We start from the raw sequence: 23287 nt of genomic DNA on the forward strand, positions 1-23287 counted from the left end.
GCACCTCTTTTTAACACTTAAGGCAATCTGATGAAAAAAATAGTTCTTTTTCTGACCTTTATAACATTTTCGTTGGCGATGTCGGCCCAGATCAATACGGACCGTGTGCTGGCTATCGGACGTAATGCATTATATTTTGAAGATTATGTGCTGTCCATACAGTATTTTAATCAGGTGATCAAAGCGAAGCCCTGGATTGCAGAACCCTATTTTTATCGTGCTGTAGCTAAAATTAATCTCGATGACTACAAAGGGGCGGAAGAAGACTGCTCTTTGTGTCTTGAACGGAATCCTTTTTTAGTACAGGCATATTATGCCCGCGGTATCGCTCGCCAGAGTCAGGAGAAATATGCAGACGCGATTGCAGATTATGACAAGGGGCTGGAGTTTAAGCCAGAAGACCGGCAGATGCTTGTCAATAAAGCCGTAGCCAATATCCAGCGGAAAGACTATGACGATGCGGAAAAGACATTCGATGTGCTGATGAAAGCACATCCTAAATATTCTATGAATTACTTGACTCGTGGTGCGATGTACAGCGAGAAGGGTGACACCGTGAAAGCACTTGCCGATTACAATAAGGCGATTGAAATGGATCCTTATTATGCTCCGTCATACGGGAACCGTGCTATTTTGCTTTATCAGACTAATGATCTGGACGGTGCACTGGCCGATTTGAATGAAGCAATCCGTTTGAATACGCGTGAAAGCGGTTATTATATAAACCGTGGTTTGGTACGCTACCAAAAGAACGATCTTCGTGGGGCGATGGACGATTACGACCAGGTAATCAGTATGGATAAAAACAATCTGATAGCCCGTTTCAACCGTGGATTGCTCCGTTACCAGGTAGGTGACAACAACCGTGCCATCGAAGATTTCGATGTGGTTCTTCAGTTGGAACCGGATAACTACATGGCCTATTATAACCGTGCTCTTCTGCGTTTTGAAACAGGTGATTACCGGGGAGCTGTAAGTGATTTCGATGCCGTTTTGGGACAATATCCAAACTTTACTCCGGGGTATTATAGCCGTTCGGAGGCAAAGCGTAAGATGAACGATCAGGTAGGTGCCGACCGTGATTACTGGACTGCCATCGAAATGGAGAACAATGCCAAGAAAGGATCTTCCGGTCAGTCGGGTAACGCTATGGCATCCAACAACACTGATGAAAATACACGTGAGAAATCAGATAAAAATATCAGTAAGTTTAACCGTCTGGTAGTATACGACAAGGATGAAGAACGCAGGAACAAATATCAAAGCGATGTCCGTGGACGTGTGCAGGATCGTAATGTACGTGTAGACCTTGAACCCCAGTTTGTCCTGACTTATTATGAGAAGATAGACCCGGTCAAGAAACTAGTCTATTACGATAAGATGATCGAGGAATATAACGCCCGTATGGTTCTCTCCCGTAAGTTGCGCATCACGAATGAAGAAGCAGCTCTTACCGAAGATCAGATATCCGTGCATTTCGCATCTATCAATGATTATTCATCCAAGATAGAAGCTCAGCCGAACAATGCGGATGCATGGTTTGGACGTGCGGTCGATTATATGTTGGTACAGGACTTTTCCGAAGCTATTAAGGATTTCAACAAGGTAGTGGAACTTGATCCGACCTACACCATGGCTTATTTTAATCGTGCGGTAGTACGCTACAAGCAGTTGGTTTATAATATGTCGCAGGCGACTACTACCGATGATCTGGCTATGTCGATGGGTAGCATGAACTTCAAGATGGGACAGAGTGCTGCACCGAAATCTCCTGTATCCGATCCGACCTCTGCCGAGGTAAAAGATAAGAAGAGAGCTTACGAGCATGAAATGATTACACGCGATTACGATATGGTTATCCGTCTGAATCCGGGTTTTGTATACGCCTATTTCAACCGTGGAAACCTGCGCTGTGTACAGCGTGATTTCCGGGCTGCCATACAGGATTTTGACGAGGCTATCAAGCGTGATCCCGATTTCGCGGAAGCTTATTTCAACCGCGGACTGGCCCGCTTGTCTTTGGGAGATGCCAACCAGGGTATTGCCGACTTGAGTAAAGCCGGCGAACTGGGCATTATTAATGCCTATAGTATCATCAAACGTATGACAAGCAATTGATATAAATCAGATTTTTAGAATCAAAACAGGTATGTTTTCCAACAAAACATGCCTGTTTTGGGTTTAAAGCATATATCTTTTAGGTTAAAAATATCATTTTACGAAAAAGAATGCTAAATTTGCATCCTAATTATAAAGAATTATAGAGAACAGATTATGATAAAGATTACATTTCCGGATAATTCCGTAAGAGAATACGCTGAAGGAACTACTGCCATGCAGATCGCAGAAAGTATCAGTTCCCGTTTAGCTCAGGAAGTTTTGGCCGCGAGTGTGAACGGAGAAACATGGGACCTGTCTCGTCCTATTATGCAGGATTCATCAGTGAAACTGCTGAAGTGGGATGACGAAGAAGGTAAGCATGCATTCTGGCACTCAAGTGCCCACCTGATGGCAGAGGCCCTGCAGGAACTTTATCCAGGTATCAAGTTCGGTATCGGTCCGGCTATCGAAAATGGATTCTACTATGACGTAGATCCGGGTGAAGCTACAATCAAAGAAGGCGATTTTGCTGCTATTGAAGCAAAAATGCTTGAACTGGTAGCCAGAAAAGAAGAAATCAAACGTCAGGATATTTCCAAGGCTGATGCCCTGAAAATGTTCGGTGACAGAGGTGAAGAATATAAAACTGAGTTGATCAGTGAATTGGAAGACGGTAAGATTACCACTTATACACAGGGCTCTTTTACCGACCTGTGCCGTGGTCCTCACTTGCCTAACACATCCTATCTGAAAGCTGTTAAGATTCTGAGCGTAGCCGGTGCTTACTGGCGTGGCGATGAAAAACGTAAACAGTTGGTTCGTTTGTATGGTATCACTTTCCCGAAAAAGAAAATGCTGGATGAATACCTGGCATTGATGGAAGAAGCTAAAAAACGTGACCACCGTAAGATCGGTAAAGAATTGGAATTGTTTACATTCTCTACTGCAGTAGGAGCAGGTCTGCCTTTATGGTTGCCTCGCGGTACTCAGTTGCGTCTGAAATTGGAAGATTTCCTGAAACGTATCCAGAAGAAATACGGTTATCAGCAGGTGATGACTCCGCACATCGGAGGAAAACAGTTGTATGTAACTTCCGGTCACTATGCAAAATACGGTAAGGATTCATTCCAGCCGATCCATACTCCGCAGGAAGGCGAAGAATTTCTGTTGAAACCGATGAACTGTCCTCACCACTGTGAGATCTTCAAGTCGTTCCCGCGTTCATACAAAGATCTGCCTTTGCGTTTTGCTGAGTTCGGAACTGTATATCGTTACGAACAGAGCGGTGAGTTGCACGGTTTGACAAGGGTTCGTGGTTTTACGCAGGATGATGCTCACCTGTTCTGTCGTCCGGATCAGTTGAAAGACGAATTCCTGAAGGTAATGGATATTATCTTTATCATCTTTAAGGCGTTGGATTTCGAAAACTTCGAAGCACAGATTTCCTTGCGTGATAAAGTAAACAGAGATAAATATATCGGTTCGGAAGAAAACTGGGAAAAAGCAGAAACAGCGATCATTGAAGCTTGTCAGGAAAAAGGCCTGAAGGCGAAGATCGAATATGGTGAAGCAGCTTTCTATGGTCCGAAGCTCGACTTTATGGTGAAAGATGCGATCGGTCGTCGTTGGCAGCTGGGAACTATCCAGGTAGACTATAACCTGCCGGAACGTTTCGAACTGGAATATACGGGCGAAGACAACAAAAAGCATCGTCCTGTAATGATCCATCGTGCACCGTTCGGTTCAATGGAACGTTTCGTAGCTGTATTGATCGAGCATACAGGCGGTAAGTTCCCGCTGTGGCTGACTCCGGATCAGGTATGTATCATGCCTATCAGTGAAAAATTCAATGAGTATGCCTGGGATATCGCCCGTCAATTGGAAGAACAGGATATTCGTGTGCTGGTAGACGACAGAAACGAGAAAATTGGTCGTAAAATTCGTGATAACGAGTTGAAACGCATTCCTTATATGCTCATCGTCGGAGAAAAAGAAGCAGAAAATAATGAAGTTTCTGTAAGAAAACAGGGCGAAGGTGATAAAGGTTCGATGAAAATTGCTACCTTTGCAGCGCTTTTGAACGATGAAGTAGAGGACATGATGAATCGTTGGCAAAAAAGTAATAAATAAATAACTAATAACGAGGAGAATAAATCTTTTTGAATGAAGAATGACAATCTGAAAGAACAGTATAGAATCAACGAACGTATTCGTGTTCGTGAAGTTCGTCTAGTAGGTGACAATGTAGAACAGGGCGTATACCCGACATCGCAGGCTTTAAAAATAGCTGAAGATTTGGGACTGGACCTGGTTGAGATTTCACCCAATGCTGCGCCCCCCGTTTGTAGAGTAACCGATTACCAGAAATTCCTCTATCAGCAGAAGAAAAGACAGAAAGAGCAGAAAGCGAAGTCAGTTAAGGTTGTAGTGAAGGAGATTCGTTTCGGACCTCAGACTGACGATCATGATTATAACTTTAAACTGAAGCATGCCAAAGGATTTTTGGAAGAAGGTTCTAAGGTGAAAGCCTATGTGTTCTTTAAAGGACGCTCGATCCTTTTCAAGGAGCAGGGGGAAGTATTGTTACTTCGTTTTGCCAATGATTTGGAAGACTACGGTAAAGTAGAACAATTGCCGGTATTGGAAGGTAAACGCATGATCATCATGCTGACACCGAAAAAGGCCGGAGCTCCTGCTACCGCTCCGAAACCAGCAGCTTCCGGTGAGCCTGCAAAGCCTGTGGTTAAGAAAGTTATAACTTTGAAGCCGAGAAATGAATCCGGCGCAGAAGGAAACAAAGAATAAAAAAACCGCCCGTTAGAGGGTGTCAAGTTTAATAATTAAAACAAAATTGGAAAATGCCTAAGATGAAGACTAATTCCGGTGCCAAAAAGAGGTTCGCCCTTACCGGAACAGGAAAGATCAAAAGAAAACACGCTTTTAAAAGTCATATTTTGACTAAGAAGACTAAAAAAGCTAAGAGAAACCTTACTCACACTGGCCTTGTTGCTTCTGTAGATGTAAACACTGTTAAGCTAATGCTTGGCATGAAGTAATCTTCTTAAATTAAGCGAGTTTTACAAAGATTTTTATTAACCGAATGTATTTAGCAAGTAAGATCATCTAAAGGATGACGCTAACATTCAAAACAGATTAGAATTATGCCTAGATCAGTAAATCATGTTGCTTCAAGAGCAAAAAGAAAACGGATTTTAAAACTTACCAGAGGTTATTATGGTGCACGTAAGAATGTGTGGACCGTAGCTAAAAATACCTGGGAAAAAGGTTTGACTTATGCATTCCGTGACCGTCGTAACAAGAAACGTAACTTCCGCGCATTGTGGATCCAGCGTATCAATGCTGCCGCTCGTCTGGAAGGTATGTCTTACTCACGTTTGATGGGCGCTTTGCATGCTGCAGGTATCGAGATCAACCGTAAAGTGTTGGCAGACCTGGCTGTAAACCATCCGGAAGCTTTCAAAGCAATCGTAGCGAAAGTAAAGTAAATTGATATATAAATGTCAATAGAAGAAGGGTCCCGATATCGGGACCCTTTTTTTGTTAGCTTTTTACAATTCATACCTTCTGAAACACTGACACTTCACTTTTTTATTCATTATTTAAGGGGAAAATATTGACATTTTGTTTGGAAGATTCAAAGGCTTTACATATCTTTGTAATAAGAAAAATGAGTTAGCCGCACTTGTTCGATTGGGAAACTCATCAGTTTATTTTAATTCCGAGACATAGCTCTTGTCGCCAATGGCGGGCCGCACCCTTCGGGGCATGCATCGCACAGCGGATTACAAAGGTGGCAAAGCACTCAAATCCTGTCATACGGAGTTTGTTCATATCTACGGTGCGGCTTTCTTCTCATATAAAGGGAAAATCTCTTACAGGATTTTCCCTTTTTTTTGTATATTTACCGCACCAAGAATAAATACACAAAAAAATAAAGTATGATGTTATTGCCAAAACAATCGCGCATGACGATGGCGGGTCTTACCATTGCATGTTCTTTGTTCCTTGCGGCTTGCGCTCCGAAGGAAACAGTGCAGTTGAATGTAATCCCTTTGCCGGCACAGCTTGCTGCGTCAGGTGGTTTTTTCAAAGTTGACAGTGCAGCAGTCTTCTCAGCGGAAAAACCTGCAAATGTTCATTTTACCGTGGACCAATCCATAGGCGGAAATCCGGAAGGATACCAGCTTACAGTATCTGACAAAGGTATCGACCTGAAAGCGGCTACCGAAACTGGACTCTTTTACGGAGAACAAACTCTCCGCCAGTTATTTACCCCCCAGGGCATTCCTTATGTTTCCATACAGGACGAACCTCGTCTCAAGTATCGCGGATTACATTTGGACGTATCCCGCCATTTCTTCCCGAAAGAAGAAGTATTCAAGTTGCTGGATGTGATGTCCTTTTACAAGCTCAATAACCTGCATATGCATCTTACGGATGCCGGTGGCTGGCGTATCCGGATGGATAAATATCCCAGGCTGACGACAGAGACTGCTTTCCGTACGGAATCCGACTGGCGGAAATGGTGGGACGGAAAAGACCGTAAATACCTTCCCGAGGGGACTGAGGGAGCTTATGGCGGCTACTATACCAAGGATGATGTACGCGAGATCGTTGCTTATGCAGCCTCTAAACATATAAATGTAATACCTGAGATCGAATTTCCCGGTCATTCCGAAGAAGTGCTGTTCGCTTATCCGGAGTTAAGCTGTTCCGGTCAACCTTATAAGAATGGCGATTTTTGTATCGGCAATCCGAAGTCATTTACCTTTATGGAAGATGTGCTGGATGAAGTGATCGAACTTTTCCCCTCTGAATATATCCATGTAGGAGGTGATGAAGCTGGTAAAGGAGCCTGGAAAACCTGTCCTAAATGCCAGGCTTTGATGAAAAAGAACGGCATGAAGAGTGTGGATGAGCTGCAGAGCTATATGATACATAAGGCAGAAGAACATCTGATCTCCAAAGGCCGTAAGCTGATCGGCTGGGACGAGATACTGGAAGGTGGTCTTGCTCCGGAAGCGACCGTTATGTCCTGGCGGGGTGAAAGCGGTGGAATCAAATCGGCCCGTATGGGACATGATGTCGTGATGACACCGGGTAATTATATGTATTTGGACTTTTATCAGGCTGACCCGAAAACACAGCCTTATGCTATAGGCGGCTATACCCCGATCAAGAAAGTATATAGCTACAATCCTGTTCCGGTCGATTCGCTGACTGCAGAGGAAAGCCGGCACATCATGGGTGTACAGGCCAACACCTGGACAGAATATATCACCAATGAGAAACATCTGGAATATATGATGTTCCCCCGTGCACTAGCTGTTGCCGAGATAGGCTGGACTCCCCAGGAGAAACGCGAATGGAATGACTTCAAACCGCGTATGAATGCTCATATTTCGAAATTGCAACAGATGGGTATCAACACCTTTACCCTTTCTGACGAACTGGAAGTGACCATGTCTGTCGATACGGTCAATAAACAGATCGAAGTATTCCTGGATGCCGAGAAATATCCGGCAGAGATCCGCTATACGACAGACGGTACGGTTCCGACTGCTTCTTCCGCTCTTTATGACGGTATGATTTTGGTGAAAGACTCTGCAGATGTCAAGGCTGCTATCTTCCGCAACGGCGAGTTGCAGGGAACCCCGACAGAAAAGAAAGTCGACTATCACCGCGCGATCAATAAGCCTATACATTATAATAGTAAGTTATATTCCGGTTATATGGCAGGAGGTATGAATGCCTTGATCGACGGATACCGTGGCGGACTGACTTATCTGGATGGCCGCTGGCAGGGATACTTGAACGACCTCGACTGTGTGATCGATATGGAGGAAGTGACCGATATCCGCAAAGTATCCGCCCGCTTCATGCAATTGATCGGTCCGGGTGTTTACCAACCGGCAAGTGTCGAGCTGCTGACTTCCGAAGACGGAACGAACTTCACTTCCAGGGGAATTATCCCGACAACCATTTCCAACAAGGATTCCGATCTCTCTTTCCAGGAATATACCTTCCAGGGAGACTGGAAAGCCCGTTACGTCCGCCTGAAAGCCGACGAAGCCAACAAAGGATTTATCTTTGTGGATGAAATCGTTGTCTGGTAAGTTTGTATTCTCATTGGCATATTGACACATTTTCAAATTAGCATATTATTAATTAATTAAATAAATCGAGAATGAAGAAGCAAGTAATGAGCCTCCTGCTGTGTGGTAGCCTGATGGCGGCAGCACAACAGCCGGTAGATTATGTAAACCCGTTTATCGGGACCAGCAACTACGGGACGACCAATCCCGGAGCTATCTGTCCCCAGGGTATGATGAGTGTCACTCCGTTCAATGTGATGGGATCGGAGAGTAACCGTTTCGATAAAGACAGCCAGTGGTGGTCCACTCCATACTCTTCCGACAATGATTTCATGACAGGGTTTGCCCATGTCAATTTGAGCGGTGTCGGTTGTCCTGAACTGGGCAGTCTTTTGCTGATGCCTACAGCGGGCGATCTGAAGGTCGATTACCGTGAGTATGGCAGTAAGTATAAAGACGAAGTAGCCCATCCGGGGTATTACAGCAATGTCCTGACAAAATATAATATCAAGACAGAAGCGACAGCCACTATGCGTACTGGCCTTAGCCGTTTCACTTTCCCGAAAGGTCAGGGCAATATCCTCCTGAACCTGGGTGAAGGATTGACCAACGAAACCGGTGCGACTGTCCGTATCGTCAACGAAACCGAGATTGAAGGAAGTAAGTTGCTGGGCACTTTCTGCTATAATCCGCAGGCGGTATTCCCGATCTATTTCGTTATGAAAGTCAGCAAAGCCCCCAAGTCGATGGGATACTGGAAGAAACAGCGTGAGATGAAAGGCGTGGAAGCAGAATGGGATATTTATTCCGGCAAATATAAATTGTATACCAAGTATAACCGCGACATGAGCGGTGACGATATTGGTGTATGGTTTACCTACGATACGGAAGAAAACGAAGCCATCGAGGTGAAGATGGGTGTCTCTTTCGTCAGCATCGAAAATGCCCGCCTGAATATGAACACCGAACAGCCGGACTTCAACTTCGATAAAGTCAAAGCGGCAGCCAGCAATATGTGGAACAGCGATCTGTCCCGCGTAAAGGTGGAAGGTGGCTCCAAAGACGATAAAACGATCTTCTATACAGCTTTGTATCACCTGTTGATCCATCCGAACATTATCCAGGACGTAAACGGAGAATATCCGATGATGGAAAGCCTGAAAGTAGGTCATACGACAGGCAACCGTTACACGGTGTTCTCCTTGTGGGATACCTACCGTAACGTAAGTACCCTGATGACTCTTCTTTTCCCCGAACGCCAGCTCGACATTATCCGTACGATGGTCGATATGTATAAGGAAAGCGGATGGCTGCCCAAGTGGGAGCTTTACGGACGTGAGACCCTCACGATGGAAGGCGATCCTTCTATACCTTATATAGTGGATGCCTGGATGCGCGGTCTTCGTGATTTCGACGTTGAAACTGCTTACGAAGCGATGCGTAAAGGGGCTACGACTCCGGGTGAGTTCAATCTGCTTCGTCCGGACAATAACGATTATATGAGCAAGGGCTATGTTCCTCTGCGTGAACAATACGACAACTCGGTATCCCATGCCCTGGAATATTATATCGCCGACTGGAATCTTTCCCAGTTTGCCAAAGCTTTAGGAAAGAAAGAAGATGCCAAACTTTTCTATGACCGTTCGATGGGATATAAGAACTATTACAGCAAAGAGTTCGGAACCCTTCGTCCGCTTTTGCCTGACGGTACATTCTATTCTCCGTTCAACCCGAAACAGGGAGAGAACTTCGAACCGAATCCTGGTTTCCATGAAGGAAGTGCCTGGAACTATACATTCTATGTTCCTCACGATATCCCTGGCCTGGTTAAGCTGATGGGTGGTCAGAAGAAGTTTGTCGATAAACTGCAGATGGTGTTCGACGAAGGCCACTACGATATGGCTAACGAACCAGATATCGCTTATCCTTATCTGTTCAGCTACTTCAAAGGCGAAGCATGGCGTACCCAAAAAACAGTCCGCGAATTGTTAAGCAAGTATTATCACAATGCACCGAATGGCCTTCCTGGCAATGACGATACCGGAACAATGTCTACCTGGGCTGTATTCTCCATGATGGGATTCTATCCTGCTTGTCCGGGAGATATGGACTATGTACTAACTTCACCGACCTTCAACAAGGTAACCATCGATTTGAATAAGAAATTCTATCCCAAAGGTGAGTTGGTAATCGAATCTATGCACCAGATACCGGAAGACATCTACATCAAAGATGTGACTGCCGACGGAAAGAAACTGAAAGGTTACACCATTTCACAGGAAGAGCTGGTAAATGCCGGAACGTTGAAATTTACATTGGAAGATACACATAAATAAAAGATAGCTATTTTTTAGAAGAAAGCCCTGGGGAGTAATAATGCTTCTCAGGGCTTTTTTGTATTGAAAAAACTATGTTGTATATAAATATAGAGGGTTGATATGTTTCAAAATGTAAATATTTTAAGGTTTTGAAAAGCCCTAAAATTCAAAATGACTAGAAAAAACGTTCCTTTTTTCTAGTCATTTTTTTTGTGCTGCAAATGTAATCGATATTTGTTGAAATACAAAGCATTTCGGTAATTTTATCTATTTGTTATTCAATGTTTTAATCTACTTTTTTCAAGATACCGCATCAATCATGGGTTAACAAAAATTCACCAAACAAAAATGACTAGAAAAAAGGAACGTTTTTTTTAGTCATTCCAATAACCTTTAAGTATAAGTTATTCAGATGTTTATGTAGGTTGGCCGTTTGGGACTGACGAACTTTTTTACATAATACCCCTAATTTACAACTTATGATTATCAATGATTTTGCACTAGTATTGTCGCGAGTTAAATTTTTTAACCGTTGGATTGTCTTATTTATTGATTTATTTCTGTCAATACTGGCTACTTCGACCTCTCTGTCGTTCTTGTGGTATATCCTGGGAACAAAGCTTGTAGACGAATCCATTTTCCACATATTATTTATATCCTTTTGTGCCAGTCTGTGCAGTTTCTACCTATGCCGGACCTATAAAGGTGTGATCCGTCATTCCGCATTTACGGAAGCCGGTCGCCTGGCATTATCCTCTTTAATAAAGATACTCTTCATTGTTGTTTTAGTCTATATGACTACAACGCTTCAATCTCCCCGTGAATTGGCGTTAGGAGCCGTAGTCGATTTATTTCTGACATTCTTTCTTTTAACAATTCTCCGTGTATTCATGATTGTTTTCTATGCAATCATAGTCAATAGTGTTTCTTCTAACCAAGGGAATTTATTGATTTATCAGGGAGACAAAACCGGAACTTTTTTATTCGATGTTTCCCTGAGTGACAAACTGTTGTATAAAGTATCGGGATTCCTGCGTTTTGGTGATCGAACCTCCTTGCGTGCAGGTAAATACAGTATCTATTCGATCAAGGAGCAGGTCGATTTCAACAATTTGGTAAACCGGAAAAATATCAAGGCTATTCTGTTCACCGACTATCGTTTGGTAAAGGAGGAGAGTGAACGTCTGGTCCGTTACTGTGAGAAGAAAAAAGTTCGTATGTTGATACTTCCTTCGGTCGACGAACTGAAAAAAGGAAAAATCAACTTTCATAACCTGCCTGAAGTACATATAGAAGATTTGCTGGGTCGTGAGGAGATTTGTATCAATATGACAGAGATCGTCGCTTCCCTGAAAGGAAAAGTCGTATTAGTCACCGGAGCAGCCGGTTCTATAGGCAGCGAACTTTGCCGTCAGTTATGTACCTTCGACCTGAAGCAGCTGGTTCTGTTTGACAGTGCCGAAACCCCCATGCACAATATACGTCTGGAACTGGAAGAAAAATTCCCTCAGGTAGAATTTACTCCTGTAATGGGAGATATCCGGATGATTGATCGTGTTGAATCTGTTTTCCGTCGTTTTCAGCCTCAGTATGTATTTCATGCTGCCGCCTATAAGCATGTACCTCTGATGGAGGAGAATCCTTGCGAAGCCGTTCATACGAATGTATACGGTACGCGTAATGTAGCGGATATGGCAGTCAGGTATAATGTCGATAAGTTCATTATGGTTTCTACCGACAAAGCTGTCAATCCGACGAATGTGATGGGAGCTTCCAAGCGTCTGGCAGAAATCTATGTACAAAGCCTGAGCATCGCTATCAGTAAAGGTTTGCATCCGGGTAAAACCCATTTTATCACAACCCGTTTTGGAAATGTATTAGGCAGTAACGGCTCCGTCATTCCCCGTTTCCGTGAGCAATTAGCGAAAGGTGGTCCTTTAACAGTCACCCATCCGGACATTATCCGTTATTTCATGACGATCCCGGAGGCATGTCGTTTGGTACTGGAAGCAGCCTTTATGGGTAAGGGAAATGAGATATTTGTCTTTGATATGGGTTCTCCTGTAAAGATCGCCGATCTGGCTCGTCGTATGATTGAACTGGCAGGTCTTATCCCCGATGAAGATATAGAAATCCAGTACACCGGTCTTCGTCCCGGCGAGAAACTATATGAAGAACTTCTGGCAACGAAAGAGAATACCCTCCCTACGAATAACGCTAAAATATATCGTGCCCAGGTGAGAGAATATGATTTCAAAGAAATTGATGAATTGATGGAATCATTGGTGCACCTAGCTATTTGTGTAGATAAGATCGGAACTGTGAAGATGATGAAGGATATTGTTCCGGAGTTTAAGAGTAAGAATTCGAAGTACGAAGTTTTAGATAAATAGATTGGTAGCTAATTTGTTGATATGTTATGTGTTAATATTGATATAACTGGTTCTTTAAATGAATTACAAATAAGGGTATAAAACCTAAGATAAAAAACAAACAATATAATTATGACAATTTATAAAATTTGTGTAATTGGTCTCGGTTACGTTGGACTGCCTTTGGCAAGACTTTTTTCAACAAAATATGAAACTATTGGTTTTGATATGAATCAGCATCGTGTCGATGCACTTATGACAGGTCATGATGCAACTCTTGAAGTGAGCGATGAACTTCTTCAGGATGCAATCAACAACCATGGTTTCAAGTGTACCACAAACCTTGAGGACATCAGGGATTGTAACGTTTATATCGTTGCTGTACCTACTCCAGTCAACGAGGATAATACACCAGATCTCAAGCCTCTTTGGAAGGCAAGCGATTCTGTAGGTCAGGTTATTTCTAAGGATGACATTGTAATCTATGAGTCTACTGTTTACCCTGGTGTAACAGAAGAGGAATGTATTCCTGTTATAGAGAAGGTATCTGGCCTCAAGTTCAATGTTGACTTCTATGCTGGCTACTCTCCGGAACGAATCAACCCCGGGGATAAGGAGCATACTGTAGAGAAAATCTGCAAGGTAACGTCTGGTTCTACTCCTGAGATTGCTGACATTGTAGATAGTCTTTATAACAGTGTTCTCTTAAATGGTACCCACAAGGCTTCAAGCATCAAGGTTGCAGAGGCATCTAAGATTATCGAGAATTCACAGCGTGACGTCAATATTGCCTTCATGAATGAGTTGGCTAAGATTTTCAATGCAATGGGGGTTGATACTCATGATGTTATCGAAGCTGCATCTTCGAAGTGGAACTTCATCAAGTTAAACCCAGGTCTCGTTGGAGGTCACTGTATCTCTGTTGATCCATACTACCTTATTCAGAAGGCGCAGGTTTATGGCGTGCTTCCTCGCATCATGCATTCTGCTCGCCGCTTAAACGATGGTATGGGAGCTTATGTGGCAAGCCAAACTGTGAAGTGCATGAATAGGAAGGGGGTTATGGTAAAGGATGCCAAGATACTTATTCTTGGTATTACTTTCAAAGAGAACTGTCCTGATGTTCGTAACACTAAGATTGTTGATATCTATCAGACTCTTGAAGAATTCACTAAAAATATCACTGTTTATGATCCATGGGCTAACCCTGAGAAGGTTAAGCGTGAATACAGCATTGATATTGTTACAGAACTCCCTACTGGCGAGAAGTATGATGCAATAATCAACGCTGTTGCACACAATCAGTTTATAAACCTTGATATTCGCTCACTCTGCAAGGATAATGGTGTGGTTTATGATGTTAAGGGTATTTTACCACGCGATATTATTGATGCAAGATTGTAATATTATATTTCATAAATAATGTCTTTAGTGCGGGCATCTGTATATAATCATTGGCTGGTGCTAATCGTTCACAGAATACTGAGGTTTTAATTACAGGGATGTATTGTAATGAGATTTTGATTTTAACAGACTAGATACAAACTGTGATCTTGTAGAGTAATAAATCACAGATTTTACTGATTAACACAGAAAGTATCATGAATTTAAGAACTGATTATTACAATGTAAAAAGGCAAGATTATGGCAAATCGAAGCTGTTAATCATTGCAGGTATTGGTGATGAGGAGAACTTCTCACTAGTAGTTGGCAGTGCAGTTAATATGGTGAAAGATGGTCGCTGTGGTAACCTTGTGTATGTAGAGGTGGCTAGCAGCGAGGTTGTGAAGATTATTCAGAGCTACACAGACATTGTGAACAAAATGGGTGGGAAAAGTTTAAAAAACTGATCATAATGGAGGAAAAGCCTTTAATTTCTATTATTACGATTACTCGTAATAGAGCATCATTAATTCATAAATGCATAAGGAGTATTCAGAAGCAGACATATACTAATTATGAACATATTATAGTTGATGGAAATTCAAGTGATAATACTTCCGAGGTTGTAGCAGCATATACTAAAAAGGATAGCAAGATTAAGTACATTTATTTGAATTATTGTGGAGCTGAACAACTTCATCAAGGCTTTTTGGCATCAAAAGGTCAATACATCACATTTTTGGATGATGATGACGAATATCTTCCACATAATCTAGAAAAAAAATTGGAACTTTTATCTTCGTTAGATTCTACGTTCGGGTTTATTTATGGTCCAATGGATTATTTCAATGCTTCGAGTGGTGAATTTTTATATACCCATAAAGCTACTTATGAGGGTGGTAAAGAAATCCTCCCTTTTGCTGTAGCTGATAGTGTCGTATGTGGTACACCCTCGATGATGTTTAGAAGATGTGCTTTTGAAAGCATAGGGGGATCATATATTGACGGAATTGGTAACAATTTCTCAGATTGGGCATTGGCTACAAAAGCTTTGGCAATGGGGTGGAAAGTAAAGAGATATGATCAATCTTTGGTAAAGATATACCAGCACCCATTGGCAAGATTATCAGATAATACGATCAAAGGGGTTGAAGGTGCAAAGAAGATGCTACTGTTTCATAGCTATTTTTTGTCAGTATACGATGATGTAATAAAAGTAAATCCTAAATCTGCTGCAATTCATTATCGTGGTTTGGTTGGGGCGAATCTTCGTCTTAGGAATTTTAAAGAAGCTTGTAAAAACTATATCAGACTACTTAAAGTTTCTAAAACCCTTAAAAACCTTGTTTATCCGCTCCATATTTTAATAATAATGTATAAAGAATAGAAGTATGGATTACAATGTTTTAAATTCAATTCAAAATAAAGAAAGAATAGCTATCGTTTGTATAGGGTATAACCGTTTAGATTCTATCATTCGGTTAGTCTCCTCTATAGAGAAAGCTTCGTTCCCATCAAATGACATCCCTATTGTGTTTTGTATAGATGCAAGTAGAGATATACTCTTATATGATTATGTAAGAAATTACCAGTGGAAACATGGTGAGAAATATGTTTTTATTCAAGAAGAACGTTTAGGTCTAAAAGATCATATTTTGAAATGTGGTCGGCTTACTAAATATTTCAAAGCAATTATAATATTAGAAGACGACTCTTATGTTGCTCCCAATTTTTATAATTACACAGTTGCTGCAGTTGATAAATATGGTCATGATGAGTTGATTTCTGGAATTTCTTTATATATCTCTCATAATTACGAGTATGTAAATATTCCATTCTTCCCATTGAATAATGGGGCTGATGTATTTCTTTTACAAGATGTTCAGACCCGTGGTGAATGCTTTACAGATTTTATGTGGGATCGATTTGAACGTTGGATGATAAGCAATAAAGATCGTGACTATGCGGATGTTTCTATGCCAGAAAGTATAAAAAAATGGTCTAGAGCTTGGTCACGTTTTTATTATGCTTATATGGTAGAGAGTTGGACGTTCTTTGTGTATCCCTATGTATCGTTTGTTACAAACATGGGGGCAATTGGAGAACATGCCGATATTGAGACGAATTTAGCTCAAGTTTCATTGGAATTAGGTTTTAAGGAGTATAAAATGTTAGATACTAATGTTTTGGTAAAATATGACTCTTTTGGGAATAACTGTGATTTTTATAAGTGGGCTGGGGTACCTGAAGAAGATTTGTGCTTAGATATATATGGCAATAACCCAAACATCAAAAAGAAACGATATATCGTATCGTGTAGGAGACTTCCATATAAAGTAATTAAATCTTGGGGATTAAGAATGTATCCTATTGAGATGAATGCTATTGCCCAGATACAAGGTTCTGGTCTTATGGTTTTTGATACATCCGAAAAAGGTAAAGGTAATAGTAGCTTCTCATATGATGCATTGTCTTATGTTTATTGTAAGCACAATCCAAAACTGATGGTTATGTATTGTGCAAAGTGGATTCTTGTTATGGTAAGACATAAGATAAAAAAAACGTGGAAAATATTATTTAGGAAAAAGAAGTAGATATGGATATTTCTTTATTGAAATCTAAGCTACTATATTATTCTTGGAGTATTCATTTTAGATTGCAACAAATCTTTCATGAAAAAAGAACAGGTGCTGCTATTGTGATGTTTCATCATGTAGGGGATGATGTTTCCAATGATATTATTGACTCATGTAAATGTACAAATGCTGAGTTTAGAAGTTTTGTTGAACTTATTAAATCTAACAGGTGGGTGGTCTCTTTTGATGAGATGCTAGACAAAGTTCAGCAAGGCGAGAATAATCTAGTAGTAATATCTTTTGACGATGTACCTGATAATTTTTATTTGAATGCGTATCCCTTGTTGAAAGAAAACAAACTTCCATTTATACTATACGTTACTACTGGATTTATAGACAAGCCTGGTTTTTTATCTTCTTCTCAATTAGAGATATTATCCAAAGACCCTTTATGTACGATAGGTGCTCATACAATGTCGCATCCTACGTTAAGTAAAAAATCTGTGAATTTGGATGTTGAAATTAGAGATTGTAAAAAAAGAATTGAAGCTATAATTAAGAAAGAGATTAGACATTTTGCATATCCCTTTGGAGTACCACCATCTATTAATATGGACGTTGTAAAATATACATCATTGTGTAATCAATATAATACAGCTTGCTCAACGTTTCCTGGATTGGTATACAAAAGATCTTTAAAAAGTCTTTTTATTTTACCTCGAATTCATCATAAATTATATATAAAAAAATTCAATCATAAATAATATGAAAATATTCCATCCTTCAGATTTTTTATGCGCTAACCTTTATAAGTTGGGTAAAACAGGTATACTATTATGGTACAAATATGCTTATTGGAGGGTTCGAGGTAAATGGCCTGGCTTAAAAAAACCGAAAGATTTGTCAGAGCATATTTTGTCTGATATGGTAAAGTCATCGTTTGTTAGATATGCGGATTTGGCTGATAAGGTGAGAGTTCGTGAATATATTAAGTCAAAAGGCTTAGAGGGGCATTTGTTAGATGTATATGGTGCGTGGGAGACTGGCGACCAAATAAATTTTGATCTTTTACCAAATAAATTTGCTCTGAAGCCTAATAATGGATCTGGTGGACACTTTTTTTGTCACGATAAATCTGCGATCAATATAGAAGAAGTGCGTAAGATTATGGATAAGTCAATTGTTCTTGAGAATTCAGCATATCATTATGAACCTCATTACTTTGCTATAAAGCCTTTAATCTATGCGGAAGAGTTGATTGATGTTGGCGAAGGTCAGTTCCCTATAGATTATAAATTTATGTGTGTAAAAGGTAAAATAGGAGATATTTCTGTAATGGTTAATAGAGACGAAGTTGGCGGGCATAAAATATGCAGACTTGATGAAAAATGGAATGTTTTGCCTTATACAAAAGAGTCATATAAATCCTCAAGTATTCCTGAAAAACCTAAGTGTTTTTCGGAGATGGTGGAAATTGCAAAAATATTATCAAGCGATTTTGAATGTGTACGTGTAGATTTATATGAATATAAAGATAAAGTTTATTTTGGGGAATTAACATTTAGTCCAGCAGGTGGCATTCTGTTTTCATATAATCAATTTGGTCTTGATGAGATTGGAAAGTTGTTTAATAGATAATAACCTTTCAATATGCAAATGAATCTTTTAAAGGGATATTATCAAAGTTACTATGCATATATAAAAAATGCAAGTATTTATCTCACTGCAACAATTGTTTCGTCATTATTAGCTGTTGTAATAAATCCTCTGTTAGCATTAAATTTGTCAGCAGAGGATTATGCAACTCTAGGTTATTATAGTGGTTATGCTAACCTATTCACGCCATTAATCGGATTTTTTATTATTGATTATTATCTTCGGAATAGGTATTTATTAAAAGGAGAAGATTTGCTAAAACTAAAATCTTCATTATTGAAATTATTGATTTTATTTTCAGGAGGTTCTTCAATAATCTGTTTTTGTATTTTGTGGGTATATATGAACACCTATGATGCAAGTATACCTTTTTGGCCTTTTGCATTATTAAAAATGGCTCAAATCTATACAAGTTTTGTATACTCGTTCAAACTAGCTGATTATAAAATTGATGGTAATGCTAAGGGCTTTTTTAAGATTTCATTAATACAGGCTGTAATTGCCACTATTTTATCTATTACTTTTGTGGTTGTACTTAAATGGGGTGCTTTTGGTTACATGGTAGGTCAGTTATTGGTGAACACTATCTTTTTAGGATATTGCCTATGGTCATATCGGGATGTTATTATTCTTAGGAATGATACATCAATACTTAATTCCTTAATTAAATATTCTACACCTTTAGCTATGGCGGGTGCATTAGGATTCTTTGCAAATGGATATGATAAAATTTATTTGGAACGCAATAAGGATTTATATGCACTTGGCATATATGCGATCGCATTTCAAATGTCTAGTTATCTTAATATATTTGCTACAGCTATTAAGTCTACTTTTCAGCCTGATATATTTAAAGCTATTGCTGAAAAAAACCTTCGCAAGGTTGTAAAAATGATAACTCTCGTTGTTGCTTTCGTCTCTGTAGTTGTAATGCTATTTGTTTTATTTTGTCCGATTTTAATAAATATTCTAACTGCTGGTCGTTATGACGAGTCGACTGATCTAACGCGTATACTATCGCTTTCCATCATTACGTCTACCATATATTATCAGATATCCCAAGTAACTTATGGCTCTGGACTGTCTAACATCACCCTTATTAATAAGATCATTGGTAGCGTACTTACAGTTCTATTATTTTCTTATGTAATACCACAATATGGCGCACAAGGTGCTGCATGGGGGACTGTAATAAGCTATTTATTATTTGCATTAGGCAATGTAATACTTCTATGTATAAATAAAAATAAGTTCTTAAAATGAGAGATCTTAAAATACTACATATTCAGGATACATGCACAGGCTGTGGCGCATGTGTCAGTGTATGTCCTAAACAATGCCTTACAATGGTGGAAGATACGGATGGTTTCTACTATCCGTATCAGGTAACCGATTCGTGTGTTGAGTGCCATCTTTGCGAAAAGGCTTGTCACATAATTACACAGGCTAACAATCTGTCTGAAGTTTCGAACGATACATATATCTTTTGGCAGAAGGATGAACACGTTCGCCAGATGTCTAGTTCAGGGGGGGCATTTTCGTTGTTTGCTCAATATGTTATTGATAATGGTGGAATCGTATTTGGCAGTCGGTATAATTCAGAACGTGAAAGATTGGAAGTCACTAGCAGTGACGATTGTGGCCTAGCACCATTAAGAAAGTCAAAATACGTAGAATCATATGTTGGTGACAGCTTTAGAGAAATTGCCCAACAACTGAAAGCTAATAGAATGGTTTTATATTGTGGAACTCCTTGTCAGGCTGCAGGTTTACGTCAATATTTATCATTAAGAAAAATCTCTGATAAAAAATTGTTACTGATAGACTTTGCTTGTCACGGTGTACCCACTAACAAGTTGTTTACTGCATTTAAAAGAACTTTGGAAGATTCAAAATCAAAAGTTACAGCTGTAGATTTTCGTTATAAGGCATTAAATGACAAAAATGATAATTGGCACAGTGCTACAATGAAGGTGGATTATAAATCCGGGAATAAAAAGATTATATATACCAATTCATCTTTTTATTTTGGATATTATTATTTTTTTTATTGTTCTATATGTTTGAGATTGAGTTGTTATAACTGTCATCAAGTAGATCATTCTGAGGCAGATGTAACAATTGGTGATTTTTGGGATATTTATAAATATAAGAAAGAACTTGACGATAATAAAGGAATATCGTTTCTTAAATTTAATAACCCCAAATGGGTCGGTTTGTTTAAAGATTTGGCAAGCACCCATTTTGTTGAGAAATTACCAAATGGAGTTTTGACTGATCCATATAACAAAAGAAATAAATTGCGTTTATTAGCTGAGCGCGAGAAGTTTCTAGGGTTAATGCGCAAGTTTGGCTATAAAAAAGCAAAACGTAAGTATTACGGTGTAAAAGGTTATGTGAAATATTACATAATATTTTCTTTAAAGGCATTGATTAGAAGACTGATATTAAAAATAGAGCTGTGAAAAGGGTAGGAATCTATACATATATGCTCAACAACTATGGAGCAGTGTTACAAGCGTATGCGTTACAGACATTTTTGAGTAAATATAAGAACTGCGAGGTTGAGATTATTAATTTCAAAACAGACAAACACTTACGGGCTGATAGACTTTTTAAACCTAGAGAAGGTCTGTTACGAAACCTGGTGTTTGTTTTTTTAACCTTGTTACATTATTGTGCTTTATCAAAACGTAGAAAAAGAACACATAAGTTTAAACAGGATTTTTATAACTTATCCCAAACGTATAGTTCTGTAGACGAACTCCTAAGTAATCCACCTAAGAAGGATATTCATGTTTCGGGGAGTGATCAGGTGTTTAATCCAACGAGTGAGTATATGCCTATATATTACCTTCAATTCCCTAAAGGTGACTCTAAAAAAGTTGCTTATGCTCCTAGTTTTGGAATTTCAAAATTCACTCAACAACAGAAGGAGTCTATTCGTAATTTCATATGTGATTTTGATGCGCTTAGTTGTAGAGAAGTAACCGGTGCGAATTTATTATCAGAGCTCACAGGTAAGGAGATACCTGTTGTAGTAGATCCTACACTACTATTGTCTTCATCTGATTGGAGCAAAATTGCTGTGCAACCTAATATTAAGGTAAAGTATATTTTTGTTTATGATTTGAATGGTGGTAATAATCTAATTCATATAGCAAAAAGAATACAGCAGGTTACTGGGTATAAAATAATTTGCGTTACAGGTAATATCGCGAAATTTTACAAAGGCTGTACTCAAGTGTATTCAGCTGGACCTTGTGAATTTGTCGGTTGGTTCAAAAATGCTGAATATGTGGTTACTGATTCTTTTCACGGTACAATGTTTTCTCTTATTTGGGGTAAACCGTTTTTTACATATATTGCTACAATGTCATCTGCCACTCGTATTTACAGTATATTAAGTCAACTAGGATTGAGAGACAGAATAGTTGAAAATGGTAAAGTATCTGAATTTACATATAATCAGCCACAAGAATTTCAAGCTATAGATTATTCTAGGATATTAGTAAATTCTATCCGCTTTATAAATAATGAAATACTAAATGAAAAAATCCAGTAAGTTATATACTGTTATATTGGGACTTTTATTCATAGTATTATGTTTGTTTGAGGCTAATTCTATGATATTTATGGTATATGCTAATTTTTCACCGATTCTTGCTGTTTTACGCGCAATAATTGTATTATTAGCTATATATGTTTTTTCTAGATCTCCAATTCTATACAAAAATACTTTGCTAAAATGCTTTTTGTTTTGGACTATCTATTGTTGGATATTCTGTTTAATAGGTTTGGGAGGGGAGGAAAAGTCTGCTGTATTTCGTATTGTAATATTTGAGGCTGTTTATTTTGTCGTCTTTTACTCAACATTGATGAGTGAAAAATCTAATGTTATCATAGAATTAGGAATTACTTCTTTATTACTAATTGCTTGTTATTATCTGCTACAGAATAGTTTGTATGTTGAGTTCTTGTTTGGTCGAGAATTTACTATTACAAATCTTGTTTTTTGGCCTCTTTGCTGTGTCCCTGGTATCTTTTTGATTCGTAATAATGTATGGCGTTATTTGCTATTATTTATAGCTATTATAGCATGCATATTTGGTATGAAGAGGAGTGCGTTAATTTCAATATTTTTAATTATATTTGTTTTCTTAATTCATGAATTTATAGGGAAAAATAAACCGTTTAAAACGAAATTTATCTTATTAATAGCAGGGGGGATTGGTGTATATGTTATTCAGCATTATTTCAGTGACTTTATTGAGCTAAATTTGGATAGAATTAGTGCTATTGAGAGTGATCGAGGATCGGGTAGAGATCACGTGTGGAAAGATTCTTTAAATGCTATTGAAAATGGTAATATCCTTGAGATTATATTTGGTTCTGGAGTTGATAGTACCTGGGCAAGAGCCCATCATACAACCTCGCATAATGACTTCCTGACTTTATTTATCGAATTCGGATTGGTAGGTGTTATACTATATTTTATTTTTTGGATACATATAATCAAATTATACTTGTTTACAAGGAAAAGAACTCCTGAATATGTAATGAGTGTAATAGCTTCAATCGTAATTTTGTTGGTAGTAGGTAGTGTTGGAGACTTATTTACTTCATATGCTTATTTCCCTTTTATTACAGCTGTTTTAGGTTACGTAGATGCTAAATGTATATCTCTTAGACGTAATTATTTATGCAAGAATTGAAGTACAATCTTCTTGTAAAATAGATTTCTGCTATATAGTTTTACCTCCTCA

The 23287-nt window shown here is 39.1% G+C and carries 18 protein-coding genes; all 18 read left to right on the plus strand.

Annotation, left to right across the window (positions count from 1 at the left end; translation table 11 throughout):
* The first annotated feature begins 30 nt into the window (after positions 1-30).
* The 18 genes from DXD68_RS00175 (at position 31) to DXD68_RS00265 (ending at position 23236) form a co-directional block, all read left to right on the plus strand.
* Entirely contained in the window at positions 31-2118 is a 2088-nt protein-coding gene (locus DXD68_RS00175; protein WP_122359762.1) for a tetratricopeptide repeat protein, read from the plus strand.
* Between the two features lie 156 nt (positions 2119-2274).
* A complete protein-coding gene (gene thrS, locus DXD68_RS00180; protein ID WP_122359763.1) occupies positions 2275-4230 on the plus strand; it encodes a threonine--tRNA ligase in 1956 nt (651 codons plus the stop codon).
* A 33-nt stretch (positions 4231-4263) separates the two neighbouring features.
* Positions 4264-4905 (plus strand): translation initiation factor IF-3, encoded by a 642-nt coding sequence (gene infC / locus DXD68_RS00185; RefSeq protein ID WP_122359764.1) that lies wholly within the window; start codon positions 4264-4266, stop codon positions 4903-4905.
* 53 nt (positions 4906-4958) lie between these two features.
* Positions 4959-5156 (plus strand): 50S ribosomal protein L35, encoded by a 198-nt coding sequence (rpmI, locus tag DXD68_RS00190; protein ID WP_122359765.1) that lies wholly within the window; start codon positions 4959-4961, stop codon positions 5154-5156.
* Positions 5157-5261: 105 nt separating this feature from the next.
* Positions 5262-5606 carry a 50S ribosomal protein L20 gene (rplT, locus tag DXD68_RS00195; RefSeq protein ID WP_022455800.1) on the plus strand — a complete coding sequence of 115 codons (345 nt, stop codon included), beginning with the start codon at positions 5262-5264 and terminating at the stop codon, positions 5604-5606.
* A gap of 456 nt (positions 5607-6062) precedes the next feature.
* On the plus strand, positions 6063-8237 hold the full coding sequence (locus DXD68_RS00205; RefSeq protein WP_122360471.1) for a beta-N-acetylhexosaminidase: 2175 nt from the start codon (positions 6063-6065) through the stop codon (positions 8235-8237).
* Between the two features lie 71 nt (positions 8238-8308).
* Positions 8309-10552, plus strand: a complete 2244-nt coding sequence (locus DXD68_RS00210) for a GH92 family glycosyl hydrolase (protein ID WP_122359766.1) — start codon at positions 8309-8311, stop codon at positions 10550-10552.
* Positions 10553-11013: 461 nt separating this feature from the next.
* Positions 11014-12927 (plus strand): UDP-N-acetylglucosamine 4,6-dehydratase family protein, encoded by a 1914-nt coding sequence (locus DXD68_RS00215; RefSeq protein WP_122359767.1) that lies wholly within the window; start codon positions 11014-11016, stop codon positions 12925-12927.
* A 111-nt stretch (positions 12928-13038) separates the two neighbouring features.
* Complete coding sequence (locus DXD68_RS00220) at positions 13039-14310, plus strand: nucleotide sugar dehydrogenase (RefSeq protein WP_122359768.1); 1272 nt, start codon at positions 13039-13041, stop codon at positions 14308-14310.
* 197 nt (positions 14311-14507) lie between these two features.
* Positions 14508-14756: a hypothetical protein gene (locus tag DXD68_RS00225; RefSeq protein WP_122359769.1), complete on the plus strand. Its 249-nt coding sequence runs from the start codon at positions 14508-14510 to the stop codon at positions 14754-14756.
* Between the two features lie 5 nt (positions 14757-14761).
* The gene (locus tag DXD68_RS00230; RefSeq protein ID WP_122359770.1) at positions 14762-15676 is read left to right on the plus strand and encodes a glycosyltransferase family 2 protein; all 915 of its coding nucleotides are present in this window, start codon (positions 14762-14764) and stop codon (positions 15674-15676) included.
* A 4-nt stretch (positions 15677-15680) separates the two neighbouring features.
* The gene (locus DXD68_RS00235) at positions 15681-16883 is read left to right on the plus strand and encodes a glycosyltransferase family 2 protein (RefSeq protein WP_122359771.1); all 1203 of its coding nucleotides are present in this window, start codon (positions 15681-15683) and stop codon (positions 16881-16883) included.
* 2 nt (positions 16884-16885) lie between these two features.
* A complete protein-coding gene (locus DXD68_RS00240; RefSeq protein ID WP_122359772.1) occupies positions 16886-17629 on the plus strand; it encodes a polysaccharide deacetylase family protein in 744 nt (247 codons plus the stop codon).
* 1 nt (position 17630) lies between these two features.
* Positions 17631-18503: an ATP-grasp fold amidoligase family protein gene (locus DXD68_RS00245; protein WP_122359773.1), complete on the plus strand. Its 873-nt coding sequence runs from the start codon at positions 17631-17633 to the stop codon at positions 18501-18503.
* Positions 18504-18515: 12 nt separating this feature from the next.
* On the plus strand, positions 18516-19784 hold the full coding sequence (locus DXD68_RS00250; RefSeq protein ID WP_122359774.1) for a lipopolysaccharide biosynthesis protein: 1269 nt from the start codon (positions 18516-18518) through the stop codon (positions 19782-19784).
* Entirely contained in the window at positions 19781-20986 is a 1206-nt protein-coding gene (locus DXD68_RS00255) for a Coenzyme F420 hydrogenase/dehydrogenase, beta subunit C-terminal domain (protein ID WP_122359775.1), read from the plus strand. Before DXD68_RS00250 ends, DXD68_RS00255 begins: the two co-directional genes overlap by 4 nt.
* A complete protein-coding gene (locus tag DXD68_RS00260; RefSeq protein ID WP_147382965.1) occupies positions 20983-22086 on the plus strand; it encodes a polysaccharide pyruvyl transferase family protein in 1104 nt (367 codons plus the stop codon). Before DXD68_RS00255 ends, DXD68_RS00260 begins: the two co-directional genes overlap by 4 nt.
* Positions 22070-23236 (plus strand): O-antigen ligase family protein, encoded by a 1167-nt coding sequence (locus DXD68_RS00265; protein WP_122359777.1) that lies wholly within the window; start codon positions 22070-22072, stop codon positions 23234-23236. Before DXD68_RS00260 ends, DXD68_RS00265 begins: the two co-directional genes overlap by 17 nt.
* Positions 23237-23287: the final 51 nt, after the last annotated feature.

Source organism: Parabacteroides sp. TM07-1AC (genome assembly GCF_003480915.1).
GTDB lineage: Bacteria > Bacteroidota > Bacteroidia > Bacteroidales > Tannerellaceae > Parabacteroides > Parabacteroides chongii.